The sequence below is a fragment of the uncultured Allobosea sp. genome, assembly GCF_945956895.1.
Lineage (GTDB): Bacteria > Pseudomonadota > Alphaproteobacteria > Rhizobiales > Beijerinckiaceae > Allobosea.
The window spans coordinates 148,753-167,677 of record NZ_CAMFJF010000003.1; the positions used below are offsets into that span (position 1 = coordinate 148,753).

Genomic DNA, 18,925 nt, shown 5'->3' on the forward strand with positions numbered 1-18,925 from the left:
GAGATCGCTCATGAGACCTCCCCCCGGTGAGCTCAGCCTGCGCTCCGGGTGACCGAACCAGCCCACGGGACTGCAGCCTGAGGCTGCTCGAGCCCGCACGGTTCATAGCAAAGCGATTCCGATGCCCGCGTCCTGCATTCGAACGGTGCGTGACGCGGAGCGCGCCCGCAGAGATCATTCCGCACCGGAACCGGAACTGAGCGAAAATGCGGGAGTCCGCTTGCGGAATCCGCCCCGGCCGTTAAGAAGCCACTCGCGCCCAATCGCGCGCCGGGCCTACTTGCCCATCGCTAAAAGGCGAGCGTTTTCCTTTACTTGAACGCAATCTGCGTGAATGTGCCCAACAGCGGCAAACTGGTTAATTTTACCTTGTTTTAGCGTTTACCTTGCGTTCATCACTTCAAGCAGGCTTCCTGTCTCCAACGAACGGCGCCCGGCGCCGGCACCGACAGGTCAGGCCCACCATGCTGCGCTCGCTTTCGTCAGGGATCATCACCGCTTCCAGCCTCGCAGCCGCGCTTGTGCTCGGTGCCTCGGCCGCCCAGGCCGGCGGCGGCTGCCGCGGCTCCGCCTGCTACAATCTCGTCAACACGCCGCCGGTCTACGGCACCATCGACGAGACCTATCAGGTCCGCCCGGCCCAGGTTCAGCGCCGCGTCGTCCCGGCCGAATACGAGAGCGTGACCGACACCGTGATGATCGCGCCGGAGCGCCGCATTCCGCATCATCGTGCCGCCGTCTACGAGACCGTGACCGAGAAGGTGCTGGTCGCGCCCGCCAGCCGCCGCTGGGAAGTGACCCGCGACGCCTGGGGCAACACGGTCGGCTGCTGGGTCGATGTGCCCGCCCGCTACGGCTACCAGAGCCGCCGCGTCGAGGTTTCCCCGGCCACCGTCGATTACGAGACGGTCCCGGCCGTCTACACGCAGCGGCAGCGCCAGGTGATGGTGCGTCCGACCCAGGTCGTGCGGGACGAGATTCCCGCCGTCTACGAGACCCGGCAGCGCCAGGTGATGGTCAGCCCCGGTTCGCAGTATTGGTCCCGCGCCCGCTACTGAGCGGGCCGGGCAGAGTTTCACGCAGACCCTTTTATACCCACGGAACGACCACTTTCACCCCGGCCCTCGCGCCGGGGTTTTTTCTTGGGCGGTTTTTTCAGGAAAGGGGTGCCGTTTCGCGGCATGGCAAAGCCGCGAGCCCGGAATCCGGAACCGCTCATCTGATCGAGAAGAATGGGAAGCGCGGCGCCACGACGAATGGTGGCATCGGTTCTGGCTTCCGGGCGCTTCGCTATCGCGAAGCCCCGGAATGACAATGGAATGCAATGTGCCGTGGAGCGCCCGCTCAGGCGAACTTGGCGCCGAGCAGGACGATGCAGACGCCGGCGACGAAGGCGAGGAAACGGGCGGGCATGCCGACCAGGGTGCCGGGCGAACGGCCCGTCGCGAAGCCGGCGACCAACTCGACCAGGCCGAGCCCGATCAGCACGATGGCGAAGGGCGGCAGGGCTCCATTGGGAGCAACAAGGCCGGCCCTGACCGCATAGGCGACCACGGCGCCAATGACGGCGCCCAGCGCGACGAACAGGAGCTCGTTTCGCGACAGGCGCATCGCGTCGATCAGCGCCGGCGGAAGTTCTGGCGCGGCGGACCGCCCGGAGCGGGGCCAGCCGTCTTCTGGCGGAAATTGATGCGGCCGCGATCGAGATCGTAAGGCGACATCTCGACGATGACGCGGTCGCCCGCGATCGTGCGGATGCGGTTCTTCTTCATCTTGCCGGCGGCGTAGGCCAGGATGATATGCTCGTTGTCGAGCTTCACCCGGTAGTTGCCGTCAGGGAGCACTTCGACCACGGTGCCGTCGAATTCAAGCAGTTCTTCTTTCGCCATCTGTCGTCCTTCGTGAGCCCTAGGGCGCGTGGGCGAGCCGTCGTTTCAGAGGCTCGCCCTTTGTTCTGGTCGATCGCGCGTCAGCGCGCGCGCCGCCGGGCGCCGTTGGTGCGTGGTTGCTGTGTTCTTTGCTGCAAGAACGCGACGCCGCCAAGCCCTTCTTTTGCGGAAACGCCGTCTTTTCGCTGTGCCGCCTGCTCAGGGCGAGGAGCACGCTCGGGATGACGCGGGCGTTCGTGACGTTCCTGGCGCTGGACGCCATGGGCAGGCTGGTTGCGCTGGCCGCCCTGCTCGGGCTTGCCGCCGCGCGGCTGCTGCCCTTGCGGGCGCCCCTGCTGCTGGCCCTGCGGGCGGTTGGCTTGCTGGCCCTGCGGGCGGCCTTGACCGCGCCCGCCGCCATTCTGCTGCTGGCCACGTCCGCCGCCGCGCTGGTTCTGCGGCGGCTTCTTGGGCGTGCGACCATCCCAATAGGGCACGGCGCCGATCGGTGTGATCGCGACCTTGGTCAGCTTCTCGATGGCGGCGAGATCGCCACGCTCTTCCGGCGTACAGAAGGCGATGGCAAGGCCCGCCGCGCCGGCGCGCGCCGTGCGGCCGATGCGGTGGACATAGGTCTCCGGCACGTTCGGCAAGTCGAAATTCACGACATGGCTGACGCCATCGACATCGATGCCGCGCGCGGCGATGTCGGTGGCAACGAGAATGCGCAGAGACCCGTCACGAAAGGCGCCGAGCGCGCGCTCGCGCTGGCCCTGGCTCTTGTTGCCGTGGATCGCGGCCGCCTCGATACCGGACTGGCCGAGCTGGCGCACGACCTTGTCGGCGCCATGCTTGGTGCGGGTGAAGACGATGGCGCGCTCGAGCTCCGGCACGTTCAGCGTCTTCGCCAGCAGCGCCGGCTTGTCGTGGGCTTCCGTGAAGATGACGCGCTGGTCGATCTTCTCGGCGGTGGTCGCGACCGGCGTCACCGCGACCTCGACCGGATCGGTCAGGTAGGCGGAAGCGATCTCACGGATCGGCTTCGGCATGGTCGCCGAGAAGAGCAGCGTGTGGCGCTCCTTCGGGATCAGGGTCGCGATGCGGCGCAGCGCGTGGATGAAGCCGAGATCGAGCATCTGATCGGCCTCGTCGAGGACGAGGAACTCGATCTCGCGCAGCGAGACGGCGCGCTGGTCGACGAGGTCAAGCAGGCGGCCGGGCGTGGCAACGAGGATGTCGACCTTCTCACCGAGCGCGCGGATCTGCTTGCCGACGGGAACGCCGCCGAAGATCACCGTCGACTTCAGCGAAGTAAAGCGGCCGTAATTGCGGATGCTGGCCTCGATCTGGGCCGAAAGCTCACGCGTCGGCGACAGGATGAGCGCACGCACGCTGCGGGCCGGCATCTGGCGCGGCTTGGCGAGCAGGCGATGCAGCATCGGCAGCGAGAAGGCAGCGGTCTTGCCGGTGCCGGTCTGGGCGGCGCCGAGCAGGTCGCGACCCTGCAAAATATGGGGGATCGCCTGCGCCTGGATCGGCGTCGGCGTTTCATAGCCCTCGGCCGCGAGCGCCTTGAGAAGGGGCTCGGCGAGGCCGAGATCGGTAAACTTGGTCAAGAAGGATCTTTCCGGACGCCGCGATGCGAGGGGCGCATGTGGGTTTCGGCTGCGCCGCAGGCTCGCATCCGGCCTGAATTCAATAGAGTCGGACCTGCCGGCGAACCGCTAGCCACAGCGCCGGCAGGCTTGTCGTGGACCGGGGCCGTTATAGCATCGGACCGAAAAGTGGAATCCACTTTTCGGAAAACTCCGACGCGATAACAAAGAGATAGATCATCGTCACCACGTCCTGTCGGACGCGCGATGATCTAGGCACTCCCGGTCGATTGGGTATCAGCTCAGGCGACGACGAGGTTGCCGGCCGAGGTCTTGCCGGTCTTGCGATCGGCAACCAGCTCGAAGGAGACGACCTGGCCGTCGCGCAGCTCGCGCAGGCCGGCACGCTCGACGGCGGAGATGTGGACGAACACGTCCTGGCCGCCGTTCTCAGGGGTGATGAAGCCGTAGCCCTTGGTGGCGTTGAACCACTTCACGGTGCCCTTGTTCATGGGTTTAATCCTTACGTTTCAGATCCGCGGCTGTCCTGGAACACGACATGACGCGCGGACGCCTCGCCGTGGCAATGTAGCGATGTGTGGTGGATCTGAATCGTGCCCGCCGACCGGATTACCCGCGCGGAGGATTGGCCAGAACCCGGCCGCATCTCGTCATACATCGGTGCGGATAGCACGAAATGCAAGATTGGTCCAGCAAGGGGCCTATCGGCGCCTGGAACCGAGCGGGCAGGCCCGTGTTTGGCTGGAAAGGGAGGCCGCATCATGCCGATCACGCTCAAGGGTTCCTGCCGCTGCGGGGCCGTGCATTTCTCGGTGGAGAGCCATGCCCCGGTCCCCTACCAGCTCTGCTACTGCTCGATCTGCCGCAAGACGGCAGGTGGCGGCGGCTTCGCGATCAACCTCTCGGCCGAGGCCACGACGCTCAAGGTCGAAGGCGAGAACGGGGTCGGCAGCTTCAGCGCGGAGATCCGCGGCGATGACGGGGCTTGCGAGCACTCGCAGGCGCAGCGCCGCTTCTGCATGGCCTGCGGCACCGCGCTCTGGCTGTTCGATCCGCGCTGGCCGGAGCTGTTGCATCCCTTCGCCTCCGCGATCGACAGCCATCTGCCGCGTGCGCCCGAAAAGACCCATATCATGCTGCGATACAAGGCCAGCTGGGTCGAGCCAGCGATCGGGCCAAGCGACCAGAGCTTTGACAACTATCCCGAGGAATCGATCGAGGACTGGCACCGCAAGCGCGGCCTTTGGGTCGACTGATCCACCGCGAGCGCCAGCGCACCGCTCCGAACAGATTAGCGAACGAGCTGCTCGATGAGACCTCGCAAAGGCCCAAGATCCGGGATCGCGTGATAGCGGCCGTGCCCCACCGGCTCCTCGGCGCGCTCCAGTGCCCAGGTCAGGTGATGCGGGACATGGACGGCCCAGGAACCGGCCTCCAATGCCGGCAGGATGTCCGACTTCAGGGAATTGCCGACCATCATCGCCTGCCCTGCTCCGTCGCCGTGGCGCGAGAAGATACGGCCATAGGTCTCCGGCTTCTTGTCGCTGACGATCTCGACCGCATGGAAGAAATCGCCGAGACCGGACTGGGCGAGCTTGCGCTCCTGGTCGAATAGGTCGCCCTTGGTGATCAGCACCAGCCGGTAATCACTTGAGAGTGCAACCAGCGTTTCGTGAACATGCGGCAAGGTCTCGACAGGATGGGCGGCCATCTCGCGGCCGGCGGCGAGGATTTCGCCGATCACGGCAGCCGGAACCTGCCCCCGGGTGATCTCGATCGCCGTCTCGATCATCGAAAGGACGAAGCCCTTGATGCCGAAGCCGTAGAAGCCGAGATTGCGCTTCTCGGCTTCGAGGAGGCGCCCGGAAATCTCGGCCGCCTCGCCGTGCTCGCCGAGCAGCGCGACGAAACGCTCCTCCGTCATCCGGAAGAACTGCTCGTTCTGCCAGAGCGTGTCGTCGGCATCGAAGCCGATGGTGGTCAGCTCCCGCATATCCGAGACCTCTTCGCCATCAAACCGCCTCCCCGCAAGCTATCGCTTGCGCCGCACGAAATTTGAACTAAGTTTGTTAAACTAAGTCCAGAGAGGCAGCCATGGACATCGTCAACATTCACGAGGCCAAGACGCACCTCTCCCGTCTCGTCGAGCGCGCGGCCAAGGGAGAGAGCTTTATCATCGCCAAGGCCGGCAAGGCGATGGTCAAGGTCGTCCCCGTCGATGCGCCCGATCAGAACCAGATGCGCCGCATCGGCTTCCTGAGCGGCGCGTTCGAGGTGCCTGACGATTTCGATCGCATGGGCGAGAACGAGATTGCGAACATGTTCGGCGCCCGTCCGTGAAGCTGCTGCTCGACACGCATCTGCTGCTCTGGCTCGCCTTGGACTCCGGCAAGCTTTCAACAAGGGCACGCTCCGTCATCGAAGATGCCAGCAATAACCTCTTCTTCAGCGCCGCGAGCATCTGGGAGGTCGCGATCAAGCGCGGGCTCGATCGTGACGACTTTACGGTCGATCCTCGCCTCCTGCGCCGGGGTCTGCTCGACAACGGCTATGAAGAGCTGGCCATCGACAGCCGGCATGCGGTTGCAACGCTCGATCTGCCGCCCTTGCATAAGGATCCGTTTGATCGAATCCTGATCGCACAAGCCATGGTCGAAGGGATGACATTGGCGACGGCGGATGAAGCCGTCGCGCGCTACCCCGGAACCATCCTGCGCGTTTGAGCGGCGAGCCCGGCTCCGCGCTCAGCCGTCCTTCGGCTTGATCGCGCCCAGCGCCGCCTGCGCGGCGGCAAGCCTCGCGATCGGCACGCGGAAGGGCGAGCAGGAGACGTAATCGAGCCCGACGCTCTCGCAGAAGCCGATCGAGGCCGGATCGCCGCCATGCTCGCCGCAGATGCCGAGCTTGATGCCGGAACGGGTCTTGCGGCCGCGCTCGGCGGCGAGCTTGACCAGTTCGCCGACGCCATCCTGGTCGATGGTGACGAAGGGATCGGCGTCGAGCAGGCCCTTGGCGGTGTAGGAGCCGAGGAAGGAGGAGGCGTCGTCGCGCGAGATACCGAGCGTCGTCTGTGTCAGGTCGTTGGTGCCGAAGGAGAAGAACTCGGCGCTTTCGGCGATCTCGGCAGCGCGCAAGGCGGCGCGCGGCAGTTCGATCATCGTGCCGACCTGATAGTCGATCTTGGTGCCGCTCTCTTCGATCACGGCCTTGGCCATGGCGTCGATGCGGGATTTGACGAGGTCGAGCTCGGGCTTGCCCATGACGAGCGGCACCATCACCTCCGGGATCACCGACTTGCCGGTCTCCTTGGCGGCGATCACCGCCGCCTCGAAGATGGCGCGGGCCTGCATCTCGGCGATCTCCGGGAAGGCGACCGCGAGACGGCAGCCGCGGAAGCCGAGCATCGGATTGAACTCGTGGAGTTCGGCGGCGCGCTGGCGCAGCGCGTCCGGCGTGACGCCGAGCGCGGCCGCGACCTCCCCGATCTCCCTGTCCCCCTGCGGCAGGAACTCGTGCAGCGGCGGATCGAGCAGGCGGATCGTCACCGGCAGGCCGCTCATGATGGTGAAGAGCTGGACGAAGTCCTGACGCTGCACCGGCAGGAGCTTGGCAAGCGCAGCGCGCCGGCCCTTGTCGTCCTGGGCGAGGATCATCTCGCGGACCGCCTGGATGCGGCCTTCGTCGAAGAACATGTGCTCGGTGCGGCAGAGGCCGATGCCCTCGGCGCCGAACTCGCGGGCGGTCCTGGCGTCCTCCGGCGTCTCTGCATTGGCGCGGACCTTGAGGCGGCGGACCTTGTCGGCCCAGCCCATCAGCGTCGCGAACTCGCCGGAAAGCTCCGGCTTCTGCATCTTGATCTCACCGAGCAGGACCTGGCCGTTGCCGCCGTCGATGGTGACGAAATCGCCGGCCTTCAGCGTGGTCGGGCCGATCGAGAGCGTGCCCTTGGCATAGTCGATGCGGATCTGGCCGGCGCCGGAGACGCAGGGCTTGCCCATGCCGCGCGCCACGACCGCCGCATGCGAGGTCATGCCACCGCGAGAGGTCAGGATGCCCTCGGCAGCGTGCATGCCGTGGATGTCTTCGGGCGAGGTCTCGACGCGGACGAGGATGACCTTCTTGCCGGCCTTCTTGGCGGCTTCCGCATCATCGGAATTGAAGACGATCTCGCCGGCGGCGGCGCCGGGCGAGGCCGGCAGCCCCACGGTCAGCACGCGGCGCTCAGCCTTCGGATCGATGGTCGGGTGCAGGAGCTGGTCGAGTGCGCCCGGCTCGACGCGGCCGACCGCCTCCTCCTGCGTGATCAGCCCTTCGGTCGCGAGCTCGACCGCGATGCGCAAGGCCGCCTTGGCGGTGCGCTTGCCGGACCGGGTCTGCAGCATCCAGAGCTTGCCCTCCTGGATGGTGAACTCCATGTCCTGCATGTCGCGATAGTGCTTTTCGAGGATGCCGTAGATGCGGCAAAGCTCGGCATAGGCCTCCGGCATCTCCCTTTCCATCGAGGGCTTGTCGGAGCCGGCCTCCTTCTTTGCCGCCTCGGTGATGTCCTGCGGCGTGCGGATGCCGGCGACGACGTCCTCGCCCTGGGCGTTGATCAGGAACTCGCCATAGAGCGCGTTCTCGCCGGTGGAGGGGTTGCGGGTGAAGGCGACGCCGGTCGCGGAGGTATCGCCCATGTTGCCGAACACCATCGACTGGACGTTCACCGCCGTGCCCCAGCTCGCCGGGATGCTGTTGAGCTCGCGATATTTGATGGCGCGGTTATTCATCCAGGAGGAGAAGACGGCGCCGACCGCGCCCCAGAGCTGCTTCTCGGGATCCTGCGGGAAGTCGGAGCCGAGCTCCTTCTTCACGATGTCCTTGTACTTGCCGACCAGCAGCTTCCAGTCGGCGGCCGAAAGGTCGGTGTCGAGATGAAGGCCCTTGCGCTCCTTGTAGTCCTCCAGCGCCTCCTCGAAGAGGCCGTGGTCCACGTCGAGCACGACGTTGGAATACATGGTGATGAAGCGGCGGTAGCTGTCCCAGGCGAAGCGCTCGTCGCCCGAGGCCTTGGCGACCGCCTCGACCGTCTCGTCGTTGAGGCCGAGATTGAGGACGGTGTCCATCATGCCCGGCATCGAGGCGCGCGCACCGGAGCGGACCGAGACGAGGAGCGGATTGGCGGCATCGCCGAAGGTCTTGCCAGTGAGCTTGCCCATGCCGGCGAGCGCGGCCCTGACCTGCCCGTCGAGCTCGGCCGGGAAGCTCTTGCCGTTGTCGTAATAGGCGGTGCAGACCTCGGTGGTGATGGTGAAGCCGGGCGGAACGGGCAAGCCCAGATTGCTCATCTCGGCGAGGTTCGCGCCCTTGCCGCCGAGCAGGTTCTTCATTCCCGCCTCACCCTCGGCCTTGCCGTCGCCGAAGGTGTAGACCCACTTCCCACCTGCCATCACATAGCCTCTTCTGTTCAACCGGACGAGGCAAACGCCGCGCCGGCGCGAAAGTTTCGTGCGTGTGCCGTCGATGCCCATGAGTCATCGGCAGCGGGGATGAGGCGCTCATGCCCAAAACGACATGAACAATCAATGAGCGTGTGCAGCATCGGCTGATGCAGCGCAATAGCACGGCAGGGTTGCGTCAGGCTCCCTTCCCGCGCGCGGCCCGGGGCCAGCGCAGCGGCCAGTTGACGATGCGCTCGGCGACCTCATCCTCCGGCATCTCGTCCTCATTGGCAAAGACGCGGCCGCGCACGGAGACGCCGGCCGCGACCACCGTCTCGGGATCGCCAGAGACCAGCGGATGCCACCAGGGCAGGTCCTTGCCCTCGGCGACGAGGCGATAGCCGCAGGTCGGCGGCAACCAGGGCAGCGTCCGCACCTCTTCGGGCGTCAGCGTCACGCAATCCGGCACCTTCTGCGAGCGGTTCGGATAATCGCGGCAACGGCAGGTTCCGGCCTCGAACAGCCGGCAGCCGACATCCGTCGCGAAGATGCGCCCGCTATCCTCGTCCTCGAGCTTGACCAGGCAACAGCGGCCGCAGCCGTCGCAGAGCGATTCCCATTGCTCCGTCGTCATCGCCTCCAGCGGCGTCGTCAGCCAGAAGGGCTGCTCTTTCGGCGGGGTTTGCGTCATGGCAGGCTTATGCGCCCGCCGGCGGCAAGATGGAAGAGCCGGCCGGACAGCCGGCGCGCCGCACCGCCAGATCGACCGGATCTATTCCCGAAATTTACCGTCCCGCCTCTTATTCGACGACGGAGCATCCCCATGTCTTCCTTTCGGGGCGCTCTGCTGTTGCCAAGTGGGCAACCACGCGGCAGGACTTATGCTGGGGGCCATTCGGAAGCCTGGAACCGCCATGGAGTTCAGGAAGGCTGGCTGGAGGACGCGGCTGAAGCGCTTCGCGCTCGCGGCGGATTCGTGGCTGGATGCCGGCCTGTGGGGCGCCGGGCGCCGGACCGGCGAGATTCACGAGCGCATCCGCAGCATCGCCGACCGCCTGACCGTCAGCGGCGGCAAGCGCATCGCCACCGAATTCGCCAGCGAGGGCCTGAATATCGGCATCGTCGGCGCCATCTTCGTGCTGGCGCTGGCGCTGCCGGCCTTTCGAATCGGCAATGAGGAGACGCTCAAGAACCAGGTCTTCGCCGTCACCTTCCTCGACCGCTATGGCGCGTCGATCGGCCATCGCGGCGCCCGGCATGACGATTCGTTGAAGCTCGAGGAGATGCCGGACCACCTGCTCAAGGCCGTGCTCGCCACCGAAGACCGGCGCTTCTACGACCATTTCGGCATCGACCTGATCGGCACATTTCGCGCGATCACGGTCAATGCGCGCGCCTCGGGCGTCGTGCAGGGCGGTTCCTCGCTGACCCAGCAACTCGCCAAGAACCTCTTCCTCAACAACGAGCGCTCGCTCGACCGCAAGATCAAGGAAGCCTTCCTCGCCCTGTGGCTGGAGACGCGGCTGACCAAGAACGAGATCCTCAAGCTCTATCTCGACCGCGCCTATATGGGCGGCGGCACCTTCGGCGCGGCGGCTGCCGCGGAATACTATTTCGGCAAGTCGGTGCGGGACGTCTCGCTGGCCGAAGCGGCCATGCTCGCCGGCCTGTTCAAGGCGCCGACGAAATACGCCCCCCATGTCAACCTGCCCGCCGCGCGGGCACGCGCCAACGACGTGCTCAACTCCATGGTCGATGCCGGCTTCATGACGGCAGGACAGGTCGACAGCGCCAAGCGCAACCCCGCGACGCCGGTCGACCGCAAGCGCGATTCCAGCCCCGACTACTATCTCGACTGGGCCTTCGACGCGGTGAAGGAGCTCGCAGCCGAAGGCAAGCTCGGCAACGACCGCGTGCTGACCGTGAAGACGCCGCACGACATCGCGATCCAGGAGCGCGCCGACGAAGCGATCGAGTCGATCCTGCGCCAGCACGGCCCGGCCTACCATGTGAAGCAGGCGGCGACCGTCATCATGGACCCGGACGGGGCGGTGCGCGCCATCGTCGGCGGCCGGGACTACGGCGCGAGCCAGTTCAACCGGGCGACCGCCGGCCAGCGTCAACCCGGCTCCTCGTTCAAGCCCTTCGTCTACGCGACCGCACTCTCGTCCGGGCTCTACAAGCCGACCACGATCGTCACCGACCGGCCGGTCTGCATCGGCAACTGGTGCCCGAAGAACTATGGCGGCTCGTTCTCCGGCTCGATGCCGCTCACCGTCGCGCTGGCGAAGTCGATCAATTCGATCCCGGTGCAGATGTCGATCGCGATCGGCAAGGCGACCGGCGAGACGCACGAGGCGCGGGCAGCCGCGATCGGGCGCAAGAAGATCATCGAGACCGCCCGCGCCATGGGCCTGACCACTCCGCTGACCGACACGGTCTCGCTGCCGATCGGTGCCGGCGAGGTCACCGTCATCGACATGGCCGCCGGCTATTCCGTGCTTGCCAATGGCGGGCGCCGGGCGAAACCCTATGCCGCGATCGAGATCGCCAATTCGCAGGGCGAGGTGATCTATCGCCATGACCGCGACGAGCCGGAGCCCAAGCAGGTGCTGAGCCCGCAGGTGGCGCAGGATATGAACTTCATGCTCTCCAAGGTGCCGACCGAGGGCACGGGCCGGCGCGCCGCACTCGACGGCGTCGTCACCGCCGGCAAGACCGGCACGACCAACGGCTACAAGGACGCCTGGTATGTCGGCTATTCCGGCAATCTCGTCGGGGCCGTCTGGTTCGGCAACGACAATTCCGCCGAGACCGCGAACATGACCGGCGGCTCGCTTCCCGCGATGACGTGGAAGGAGGTCATGCAGTTCGCCCATCAGGGCCTGGAGCTGAAAGCCATTCCCGGCGTGCCCGCGGCCGACCCGAAGGGCGCGGCCGTCGCCAAGGCCGGCAGTGCCGCAACACCGCCCGGCGCCACGGCCGGCCATATGCCGCGCCAATCCTTCGAGGTGCTCTCGGCAGTATCCTCGATGTTCAAATCGCTGGAACCGCGGCGTATCGCCAGCCGCCCGGTGCAGGTCGGCATCCGCGACATCTCGGGCAGCGAGCCCAGGGTTCGCTGAGGTTGTTGACGATCATCGTTGCGCCGGATCAACTCCCCTCGTCATGGACACGCGGGTCATCCCGGCCGGAGCGAAACGAAGAGCCGGGATCCATGCCTGAACCGTGGCCGGAAGCGCTCCGGAATGGATCCCGGGCCAAGCCCGGGATGACGGCGTGTTTCCGTAGATAATCAGCAGCCTTCGAGCGGAAGGACGACGTGCGGATTCTCGACCTCGCCTATATCCTCGCGCTCGGAGCCGGCGTCGGGCTGGGAACCGCCCATTGGGCGGTGGCCGGGCGCCCCGCGATCGGCCGGGTCGAGGTCGGCGCCTGGGCGGCCTGGCCCGGAAGCGGCAGCCGAGAGGTCGATCCCTATATGCGGGCCTATCTCGCCCGCGGCGTCCATCTGCCGCTCGGTTCCGGCGAGGGGCTGGAGCTGATCGCAGAGCACGACGATTCAGGGCAAGCGCTGGACGGGCGCTGCCGCTACCGGCTCTCCGGCGCGGTGCCGACGACGCGCGGCTGGACCATCGGCATCACCGATGGCGGCGGCCTGCCCTTCCGCCTGCCGCTGGAACGCACCAGCTTCACCGATTCGGAGATCGTCCGCCCTGAGGATGGCGGGCTCGCCATCGTCGCTTCCGCCACGCCCGAGGCCGGCAACTGGCTGCCCTTGCCGGCGAGCGGGCGCTTCCAGATTCGCTTGCGGCTCTACGATACGCCGATATCGAGCCAGGCCGGCGAAACGCGCGCCACCAACCTGCCGCGCATCGCGCGCATCGATTGCCGATGAGCACCGTCAGCCACAATCCGCCGGAGAGGCGCAATTCGCTCTTCGCCGGCTGGCGGCCGCGCCTGCGCGCCGGTTTCGCGCGCTTCGTCATGACGACGCTGGCTGGGCTGATCCTCGCGGCCATCGTCCATATCGTCACGATCCTGGCGATTCCCGCCCTCGCCGGCCGCGATGCCGCCCATGCCTATCGCGAGCTCGGCACCGAGGGGCATGCCGAGACGATTCCCGCCCCCGGCAATGCCCGCGGCGTGCCGGCCCTGCGCGAGGCCGATCCCAATACCGTCACCGCCATCTGCAGCTACGATCTCTCGGCCGGCCCGATGCGGGTCGTCGCCCGCACCGGCTCCTTGCCGCTCGCCCTGACGCTGCACCGTCAGGGCGGCGGCGTGCTCTATGCCATCACCGACCGGGCCGCGATCCGCGGCACGCTCGAATTCCTGGTGATGACCGAGGCCCAGCGCGACGAGCGCATAGCGGCGGACGAAGACGGCGAGACCAGCCGTGAGCTGCGCATCGTCTCCGACACCGTGCAGGGGCTGGTCGTGGCCCGCGTCCCGCTCCGCCTGCCGTCGGACCGGGCCGATGCCGAGGCGCTCGCGACGGGTGTCGCCTGCGGGGCAGCGAACTGAGCTCGACGGCCCAGCAGCTTTCAAACACATGTCATCCCGGAGGCAGCGAAGCGGAGATCCGGGATCCATCGTCGCGTGCGGCGCCATTCGATGGATCCCGGGTCAAGCCCGGGATGACGGCGCGTTTCCGCGGAAAGCAACGAAACTCTAGCCCTTGTAGACGACCGGGCGCTTGCCTTCGCCGAAGGCGCCGTTGAGCTGCATCTGGCAGAGAGGTCTTGCCTCCATCTCCAGCGCCATGATCGCGCGCTCGGCCTTCACAGCCTCGCGCGAAGGCATCTCGACGACGAGATTGGCCAGCGCGTAGCGGTAACTGCGGATGCGGAAATCGATGCGTTCGCAGACCCAGAAGACCAGACCCTCGTTCTCGACGACGCGCGCATAGGCCGGCGCCTGCTTGTCGACGGGCACATCGGGGGAGCCTTCGACGGTCCGCATCCGGACGCGGTCCATGCTCACCACCCGCCCCGCATTGGCGCGGAAGGGGCCGATCAGCAGACGATCGGCATTGGCATCCTCCGCCAGCCGGTTGTAGCGCGAGGCCTGCGAGGCGAAGGATATCGCGGTCAGCCCGCGGAAATAGTCGGAGACGTCGGTCGACTGCGCCGCGACCGGCAGGATGCGCGTATGGGCGAGATTGGAGACCTCGCCCTGGAAGACGCTGTTCGGGCTCGACGGCATGACGAAGCGCCAGGCACGGTCGCGCATCTGCTCCTCGTCGTCGGTCAGGCGGAAATAGGAGGCCTGCTCGTCGCGGAAGGTCGCGGACCAGAAGCCCGCCTCGGGCGCGATCAGCTGCGACCAGACCGTCGGCCGCGGCCGGCCGAGATCCCCCGTCGTGGCGGTGCAGGCCGAAAGGAAGGCTGCCGCCAGCATGGCGGCCAGAGCCGGCTTGACGAAGGCTCGCGTCACGCAGGCTGCCTGCGGGGGCTCTTGCGCGTTGCGATCTTGCGGGCCCGCGCGCCGACGGAAGGCTTGGCGGCCGGCGGCCGGGCCTCGGGCGCGCGCTCGTAACGGACGCCGGTGAAGAACAGGATTTCCGCCGTCCGCGGCGGAAGGGAGCAGGCCGAACCCTGCCGCGGGCGCCGCTGCGGCGCAAAGGGGATGACGATGGCCAAGATGCGCCTCCTTATCCAGCGCCAGAGTTGCAACGCGAGAATCGGCGAGGTGCGGGCAGCACCAAGTCGCAAGGTCCCGCTAGCCCATCAGGCCCGGACATGGTTAACGCAGCCTTAACGGTCGGGGATTAATGCTGCTGCATCTTCGGTTTCCCTGCCCGAGCCAGTCATGCCTGCATCCGTCTCCAAGGAACTCGCCGATCTCGCACGCCTGGCGCGTGAGGGCGGGCTCGACCTCAGCCTGATCTCGCTGCGGGTCAAGGCGGACCTGTTGCTCTCAACCGCGCATCCGCCACTCGACGACCTCACGGCCTTCAACGAGATGGCGGAAGCGCTGCTACCCGGCATCGACGAGGCGACGGCGCTCGTGCTTGCACGCAAGCTCGCCGGCTGGCCGCATACACCCGCACCGATCATGGCCGGGCTCGCCGCGAAGGGTGGCGCCGTGCTGGTGGACTTGGTGCGGCACGGCATGCCCCTGACCGAGGCCGAACTCGAACGCCTCGCCGAAACCGGTGGCGAGACCATGCGCGCGGCGCTGGCCATCCGGCCCGACCTCACCGCCCAGGCCGTCATCATGCTGATCGCCGAGGAGCGGCGGGAGCTCGATCTCGCCTTGATCACCAATCACAGCGCCCCGATGCCGCGCGCCGCCGTCGACAGCCTGATCGCGCGAGCCCGGGCCGAGCCGGCCTATCGCCCCGGTTTGCTCGCGCGCCCCGACCTGTCCAATCTCGAGCTCGCGCCGCTCTTCCTGCATGCCGGTGCGGAACGGCGGCTCGCGATCCTCGAATCGCTGATGGCGCGTGAAGCGCTGCATCCGAGCGAAAGACGCCCGGCCCTGTCCGCCACCGCCTTCGGCCGTTGGCTCGACCTCGCCTCAGAGGATCGCGGCGCCGCCTTCGCGGCCATCGCCGACCATCTCGGCGGCGGCGCGACGCTTGCCGCCGCGATTGCGGCCGACGCATCGCGGGACCTCGCGGCTCTCGTCCTCACCGCCTGCGGCGCGACGGTCGAGGAAGCCACGCGCTTCCTGATTCGGCTCGGCGACGAGACCGCCCATTCGGTCGAGCGCATCTTCGCGCTCGTCGCTCTGATGCGTTCGGCAAAGCCCGCCATCGCCTTTCGCCTCGCGATGCACATCGCCGGCATCGTGGCCGTGACGCCGCAACGGCGTGGCCAGCATCAGCCCGCCATGGACCCGAGCGGAACGCCGTCGCGCGCCGGCAACACCCGGCCGGAGGCGCAGCCGGCAATGTCGGAGGTTCTCGGAAAGATCGGGGCGAAGCGCGAGCGCGGCTGAGCCATCGCGCTTCAGCGCCTGTTTGGCAACTCCTTGAGCCCTCATCCTGAGGGGCATTCCCTTGGGAATGGCGTCTCGGAGGATGCTCTGGGAGGTTCGGAAGCCCGCTGGAGCATCCTTCGAGACGCCGCTCACGCGGCTCCTCAGGATGAGGACTGAGGTTCCAAACGGGCTCTAAGCAGCTCCGGTCAGCCTGCGACCAGCGTGAGCCGCGGATCACCGGCCCGATTCTCGATCTCGACCAGCCAGAGATCCCCGTCGAAACGCAATTCGCGGTCGACGCGATCCTCGATCGCGAGGGGATCGGAATCCAGCAGGAGCTGGAAGCGACGCTCGCCATCGTCCTCGGCCAGCGCCTGTGGCGCTGGGCCATAGAGTGCGGCCGTGCCGTCCAGGCGGTCGAGCTTGATGAAGATGGCGCCGGCCTCGCGCGCCCCGCGGCGGCGCAACACGGCGACGAGGCCATCGAAGGCCGCCTGCCGCAGATAGGCGGAAACCCAGAAATCGCTGGTCAGGCGCGCCATGTCACGCGCCGCGGATCAGGTACGCGGCGCCGAGCCGGAACGGTTGGCGGATTTGACATCCGCCGGCGGGCGCAGGTCGCCATTGATCAGATCGGCGATCGGATCGCGCGCGGGAGCGGGAGCCGCGGCAGCGCGGGCTGCGGGGGCCGGAGCGGCCGGCGCCGCAGCGCGCGGCGCGGCAGGGACCGGCGCCGGTGGGCGAGGCTGTGCTTCCCGAGCCTGCTGCGTCTGCGAGAGATCGCTCGGCCGCGCCGGCGGACGGACCGGCTGCGCGGGAGCCTCGACGGCGGGAGCCGATACAGGTGCAGGCGTGGGCTCGGCACGGCGCTCCGCCGTGGCCCGCGGCTGCGAGACCGGCGTGGAGGACGAGAGCATCGGGGCCGGATGGCGCGCCTTCTGGAACATCAGCGCATTGGCGACGATGGCGACCGAAACGAGGCCGAAAGCCAGCAGCACGAGCGCCCGGCCCGGCCGCTTGCCGGCGACGCGGGCGATCCGCCCGAACCATGAGGTCTTGCGACGCGTGGCTTGAGCGCGGCGCACCGGTGCGGAGAGGGAAGCGCCGGAATGGGCGCGGGCGGCCATGGTCACGGACATCGGTCAGCTCGTCTTCAGGCGGTCAGGCGGAGAGGTTCTTTGGTATCGAGGCCCCGGCGCGGCGCCCGGGCGAAAGTCACGATCTTGGCAGGCTGCTCGGCGCTGTCGGCACCGCCGGACGGCAACCGGACGGAAACGCGCGTGCCGATGCCCGGCGCGCTCTCGATCGTCAGGCGGCCGCCATGCAGGCCGACGAGCCCGCGCACCACGGACAGGCCGAGGCCGGTGCCCTCATGGGTACGATCATAGGCACCCTTGGCCTGGAAGAAAGGATCGCCCAGCCGCGGCAGGTCGGCAGCGGCGATGCCGATGCCGGTATCGGAGACGGAGAGGTCGATCGTGTCGCCGTCGCGCACGACGGCGAGCGTCACCCGTCCGCCGGCCGGGGTGAACTTGATGGCGTTGGACAGGAGATTGAGCACGACCTGTTTCAGCGCGCGCCGGTCGCCTTCCAGCGCCGGCAGGGCCGGACCGACCACGCGCTCCAGCGCGATGCCGCCGGTCTCGGCCCGCAGCGCCATCAGCGCGCAGCAATCCTGAGCCATCGCGGCCAGGTCGAGCGGTTCGCGCTCGATGGTCATCGCGCCGCTTTCGATCTTGGAGATGTCGAGCAGCGTGTTCACGACATCGAGCAGATGATGGCCGGACGCATGGATGATGCGCGCATATTCCAGGCGCTTCCCTGCATCGAGCCAGCCGTTGTCCTCGGCGCTCAGCATCTCGGAAAAGCCGATGATCGCGTTCAGCGGCGTGCGCAGCTCGTGGCTCACCGTCGCCAGGAACTGGCCCTTGATGTCGTTCGCGCGCAGCGCCTCGGCATGGCCGCGGTCACGGGTTTCCTCGACGGCTCGACGCTCGGTCACGTCGCGCATCACGCAGACGACGGCCGCGCCATCCGCGGCAGCAGTGCCCGCGACGCGGCAGGCCTGCATCTCCAGCCAGAGCGAAACCGGCAAGCGGGCTTCGCCCGCGCCTTCGTGCGGCACGAAGAGCGTGCGGAACGAGACCGTCACACCCTCCTCGCCATGGGCGGCGTCGCTCAGCGCCTTCAGAAAGACCGGCCGGTCGGCGATATGGACGCGCTCGAACAAGCCGCGCCCTAGCAACTCGCGGGGATCGGCGCCGGCCAGCGTGCGCGCCGCCGCATTGGCGAAGACGACCGCGCCGCTGGCATCGTGCCAGGTGACGAGATCGCCGACATGATCGAGCAGGAGCTGCGAGCGCGCCTCGGAGACGCGCTGCTCGCGCTCCTCGGCATGGCGCCGACGCAGCAGCACCGCCGTCACGACCAGGGCCTGGGCCAGCGCGGACATCGCCAGAAGCGGCATCGACTCGCCCGTCCAGAGCGCCGCTTGAGTGAACAGGCCTAGCCACTGCAGCCCGATGGCGGCGAAGAGCGCCCCCACCGCGATCCACCCGGCCCGCAGCATGAAACCACGCGAGCCGAAGACGGCCGCCTCGACCGGCACGACCGCCAGCCAGAGCAGCAAGGGCGAGGACAGGCCGCCGGTCGCGCCGGCCAAAGCCACGATGAAAAGGGAAAGCGCGGCGGAGGAGAGTGCATGCGCCGCGTCGAGGCGCCCCGTGCGGGAGACCAGCGCCACGGACAGAACAGCCAAGGCGGCAGCGACGACCATGGCCGCCTCGAAGGCGCCGGGCGCGCCGCGCCAGGCCAGGTAGGCAGGGGCGAGACCAAGCACGCCGCCGCCGACGAGCAGGCGCGACAGAACGAAACGTTCGTGACGCTGCCTTTCCGTCGGGTCCGACTGCACCGATGCATGCACCAGTGCCGCCGCCTGTATCCTCAGTGCTGTCATCGCCATACGGAACGCAACGCCTTACTTTCGCGGATAACCCCCATCCGCTCGACGCAATCTCGCCATGGCCGGTTTAAGCGGGGCTTAAGGCGAACGCCCCCGAGAGCTGGCCCGGCCGCCGCAATGGCAAAATTT

At 67.6% G+C, this 18,925-nt stretch carries 20 protein-coding genes; 8 read left to right on the forward strand and 12 right to left on the reverse strand.

Annotated elements, in window-relative coordinates; genetic code table 11:
• Window positions 1–464: 464 nt before the first annotated feature.
• The gene (locus Q0Q02_RS03280; RefSeq protein ID WP_293806837.1) at window positions 465–1,058 is read left to right on the forward strand and encodes a hypothetical protein; all 594 of its coding nucleotides are present in this window, start codon (window positions 465–467) and stop codon (window positions 1,056–1,058) included.
• Between the two features lie 286 nt (window positions 1,059–1,344).
• Here Q0Q02_RS03280 and Q0Q02_RS03285 read toward each other — a convergent pair whose 3' ends face one another.
• From Q0Q02_RS03285 to Q0Q02_RS03300, 4 genes are all read right to left on the reverse strand, one after another.
• Window positions 1,345–1,611, reverse strand: a complete 267-nt coding sequence (locus tag Q0Q02_RS03285; RefSeq protein WP_293806839.1) for a hypothetical protein — start codon at window positions 1,609–1,611, stop codon at window positions 1,345–1,347.
• 8 nt (window positions 1,612–1,619) lie between these two features.
• A complete protein-coding gene (gene infA / locus Q0Q02_RS03290) occupies window positions 1,620–1,889 on the reverse strand; it encodes a translation initiation factor IF-1 (protein ID WP_061964687.1) in 270 nt (89 codons plus the stop codon).
• An 80-nt stretch (window positions 1,890–1,969) separates the two neighbouring features.
• A complete protein-coding gene (locus tag Q0Q02_RS03295) occupies window positions 1,970–3,484 on the reverse strand; it encodes a DEAD/DEAH box helicase (RefSeq protein WP_293806841.1) in 1,515 nt (504 codons plus the stop codon).
• 281 nt (window positions 3,485–3,765) lie between these two features.
• Window positions 3,766–3,975 carry a cold-shock protein gene (locus Q0Q02_RS03300; RefSeq protein WP_293806842.1) on the reverse strand — a complete coding sequence of 70 codons (210 nt, stop codon included), beginning with the start codon at window positions 3,973–3,975 and terminating at the stop codon, window positions 3,766–3,768.
• Between the two features lie 270 nt (window positions 3,976–4,245).
• Here Q0Q02_RS03300 and Q0Q02_RS03305 point away from each other — a divergent pair, with 270 nt between their 5' ends.
• Window positions 4,246–4,740 carry a GFA family protein gene (locus Q0Q02_RS03305; RefSeq protein WP_293806844.1) on the forward strand — a complete coding sequence of 165 codons (495 nt, stop codon included), beginning with the start codon at window positions 4,246–4,248 and terminating at the stop codon, window positions 4,738–4,740.
• 35 nt (window positions 4,741–4,775) lie between these two features.
• Here the strand turns inward: Q0Q02_RS03305 and Q0Q02_RS03310 are convergent, their stop codons facing one another.
• A complete protein-coding gene (locus tag Q0Q02_RS03310; RefSeq protein WP_293806846.1) occupies window positions 4,776–5,477 on the reverse strand; it encodes an HAD family hydrolase in 702 nt (233 codons plus the stop codon).
• Window positions 5,478–5,578: 101 nt separating this feature from the next.
• On the opposite strand from Q0Q02_RS03310, the gene Q0Q02_RS03315 reads away from it, so the two are divergent.
• Window positions 5,579–5,824 (forward strand): type II toxin-antitoxin system prevent-host-death family antitoxin, encoded by a 246-nt coding sequence (locus Q0Q02_RS03315; RefSeq protein WP_293806848.1) that lies wholly within the window; start codon window positions 5,579–5,581, stop codon window positions 5,822–5,824.
• On the forward strand, window positions 5,821–6,207 hold the full coding sequence (locus Q0Q02_RS03320) for a type II toxin-antitoxin system VapC family toxin (RefSeq protein WP_293806850.1): 387 nt from the start codon (window positions 5,821–5,823) through the stop codon (window positions 6,205–6,207). Before Q0Q02_RS03315 ends, Q0Q02_RS03320 begins: the two co-directional genes overlap by 4 nt.
• 21 nt (window positions 6,208–6,228) lie before the next feature.
• Here the strand turns inward: Q0Q02_RS03320 and ppdK are convergent, their stop codons facing one another.
• Window positions 6,229–8,913, reverse strand: a complete 2,685-nt coding sequence (gene ppdK / locus Q0Q02_RS03325; RefSeq protein ID WP_293806852.1) for a pyruvate, phosphate dikinase — start codon at window positions 8,911–8,913, stop codon at window positions 6,229–6,231.
• 187 nt (window positions 8,914–9,100) lie between these two features.
• On the reverse strand, window positions 9,101–9,595 hold the full coding sequence (locus tag Q0Q02_RS03330) for a YcgN family cysteine cluster protein (protein ID WP_293806854.1): 495 nt from the start codon (window positions 9,593–9,595) through the stop codon (window positions 9,101–9,103).
• Between the two features lie 223 nt (window positions 9,596–9,818).
• Between Q0Q02_RS03330 and Q0Q02_RS03335 the strand changes: the two genes are divergently transcribed.
• The 3 genes from Q0Q02_RS03335 to Q0Q02_RS03345 all read left to right on the forward strand — a co-directional run bounded on the left by Q0Q02_RS03335 (window position 9,819) and on the right by Q0Q02_RS03345 (window position 13,431).
• Window positions 9,819–12,029, forward strand: a complete 2,211-nt coding sequence (locus Q0Q02_RS03335; RefSeq protein WP_293806856.1) for a PBP1A family penicillin-binding protein — start codon at window positions 9,819–9,821, stop codon at window positions 12,027–12,029.
• A gap of 197 nt (window positions 12,030–12,226) precedes the next feature.
• A complete protein-coding gene (locus Q0Q02_RS03340) occupies window positions 12,227–12,802 on the forward strand; it encodes a DUF1214 domain-containing protein (RefSeq protein WP_293806858.1) in 576 nt (191 codons plus the stop codon).
• On the forward strand, window positions 12,799–13,431 hold the full coding sequence (locus Q0Q02_RS03345; protein ID WP_293806860.1) for a hypothetical protein: 633 nt from the start codon (window positions 12,799–12,801) through the stop codon (window positions 13,429–13,431). The genes Q0Q02_RS03340 and Q0Q02_RS03345 overlap by 4 nt, the downstream gene beginning before the upstream one ends.
• Before the next feature lie 147 nt (window positions 13,432–13,578).
• Here Q0Q02_RS03345 and Q0Q02_RS03350 read toward each other — a convergent pair whose 3' ends face one another.
• The gene (locus Q0Q02_RS03350; RefSeq protein WP_293806862.1) at window positions 13,579–14,343 is read right to left on the reverse strand and encodes a hypothetical protein; all 765 of its coding nucleotides are present in this window, start codon (window positions 14,341–14,343) and stop codon (window positions 13,579–13,581) included.
• Window positions 14,340–14,549: a hypothetical protein gene (locus tag Q0Q02_RS03355; RefSeq protein WP_293806864.1), complete on the reverse strand. Its 210-nt coding sequence runs from the start codon at window positions 14,547–14,549 to the stop codon at window positions 14,340–14,342. Before Q0Q02_RS03355 ends, Q0Q02_RS03350 begins: the two co-directional genes overlap by 4 nt.
• A 169-nt stretch (window positions 14,550–14,718) precedes the next feature.
• Here Q0Q02_RS03355 and Q0Q02_RS03360 point away from each other — a divergent pair, with 169 nt between their 5' ends.
• Window positions 14,719–15,852: a DUF2336 domain-containing protein gene (locus Q0Q02_RS03360; protein ID WP_293806866.1), complete on the forward strand. Its 1,134-nt coding sequence runs from the start codon at window positions 14,719–14,721 to the stop codon at window positions 15,850–15,852.
• Window positions 15,853–16,040: 188 nt separating this feature from the next.
• Here Q0Q02_RS03360 and Q0Q02_RS03365 read toward each other — a convergent pair whose 3' ends face one another.
• From Q0Q02_RS03365 to Q0Q02_RS03375, 3 genes are read right to left on the reverse strand one after another with little or no spacing between them, the layout of a single operon-like run.
• The gene (locus Q0Q02_RS03365; RefSeq protein WP_293806868.1) at window positions 16,041–16,376 is read right to left on the reverse strand and encodes a DUF1491 family protein; all 336 of its coding nucleotides are present in this window, start codon (window positions 16,374–16,376) and stop codon (window positions 16,041–16,043) included.
• 15 nt (window positions 16,377–16,391) lie between these two features.
• Complete coding sequence (locus Q0Q02_RS03370) at window positions 16,392–16,973, reverse strand: hypothetical protein (protein ID WP_293806870.1); 582 nt, start codon at window positions 16,971–16,973, stop codon at window positions 16,392–16,394.
• 14 nt (window positions 16,974–16,987) lie between these two features.
• The gene (locus Q0Q02_RS03375; RefSeq protein WP_293806872.1) at window positions 16,988–18,796 is read right to left on the reverse strand and encodes a PAS domain-containing sensor histidine kinase; all 1,809 of its coding nucleotides are present in this window, start codon (window positions 18,794–18,796) and stop codon (window positions 16,988–16,990) included.
• Window positions 18,797–18,925 lie beyond the last annotated feature (129 nt).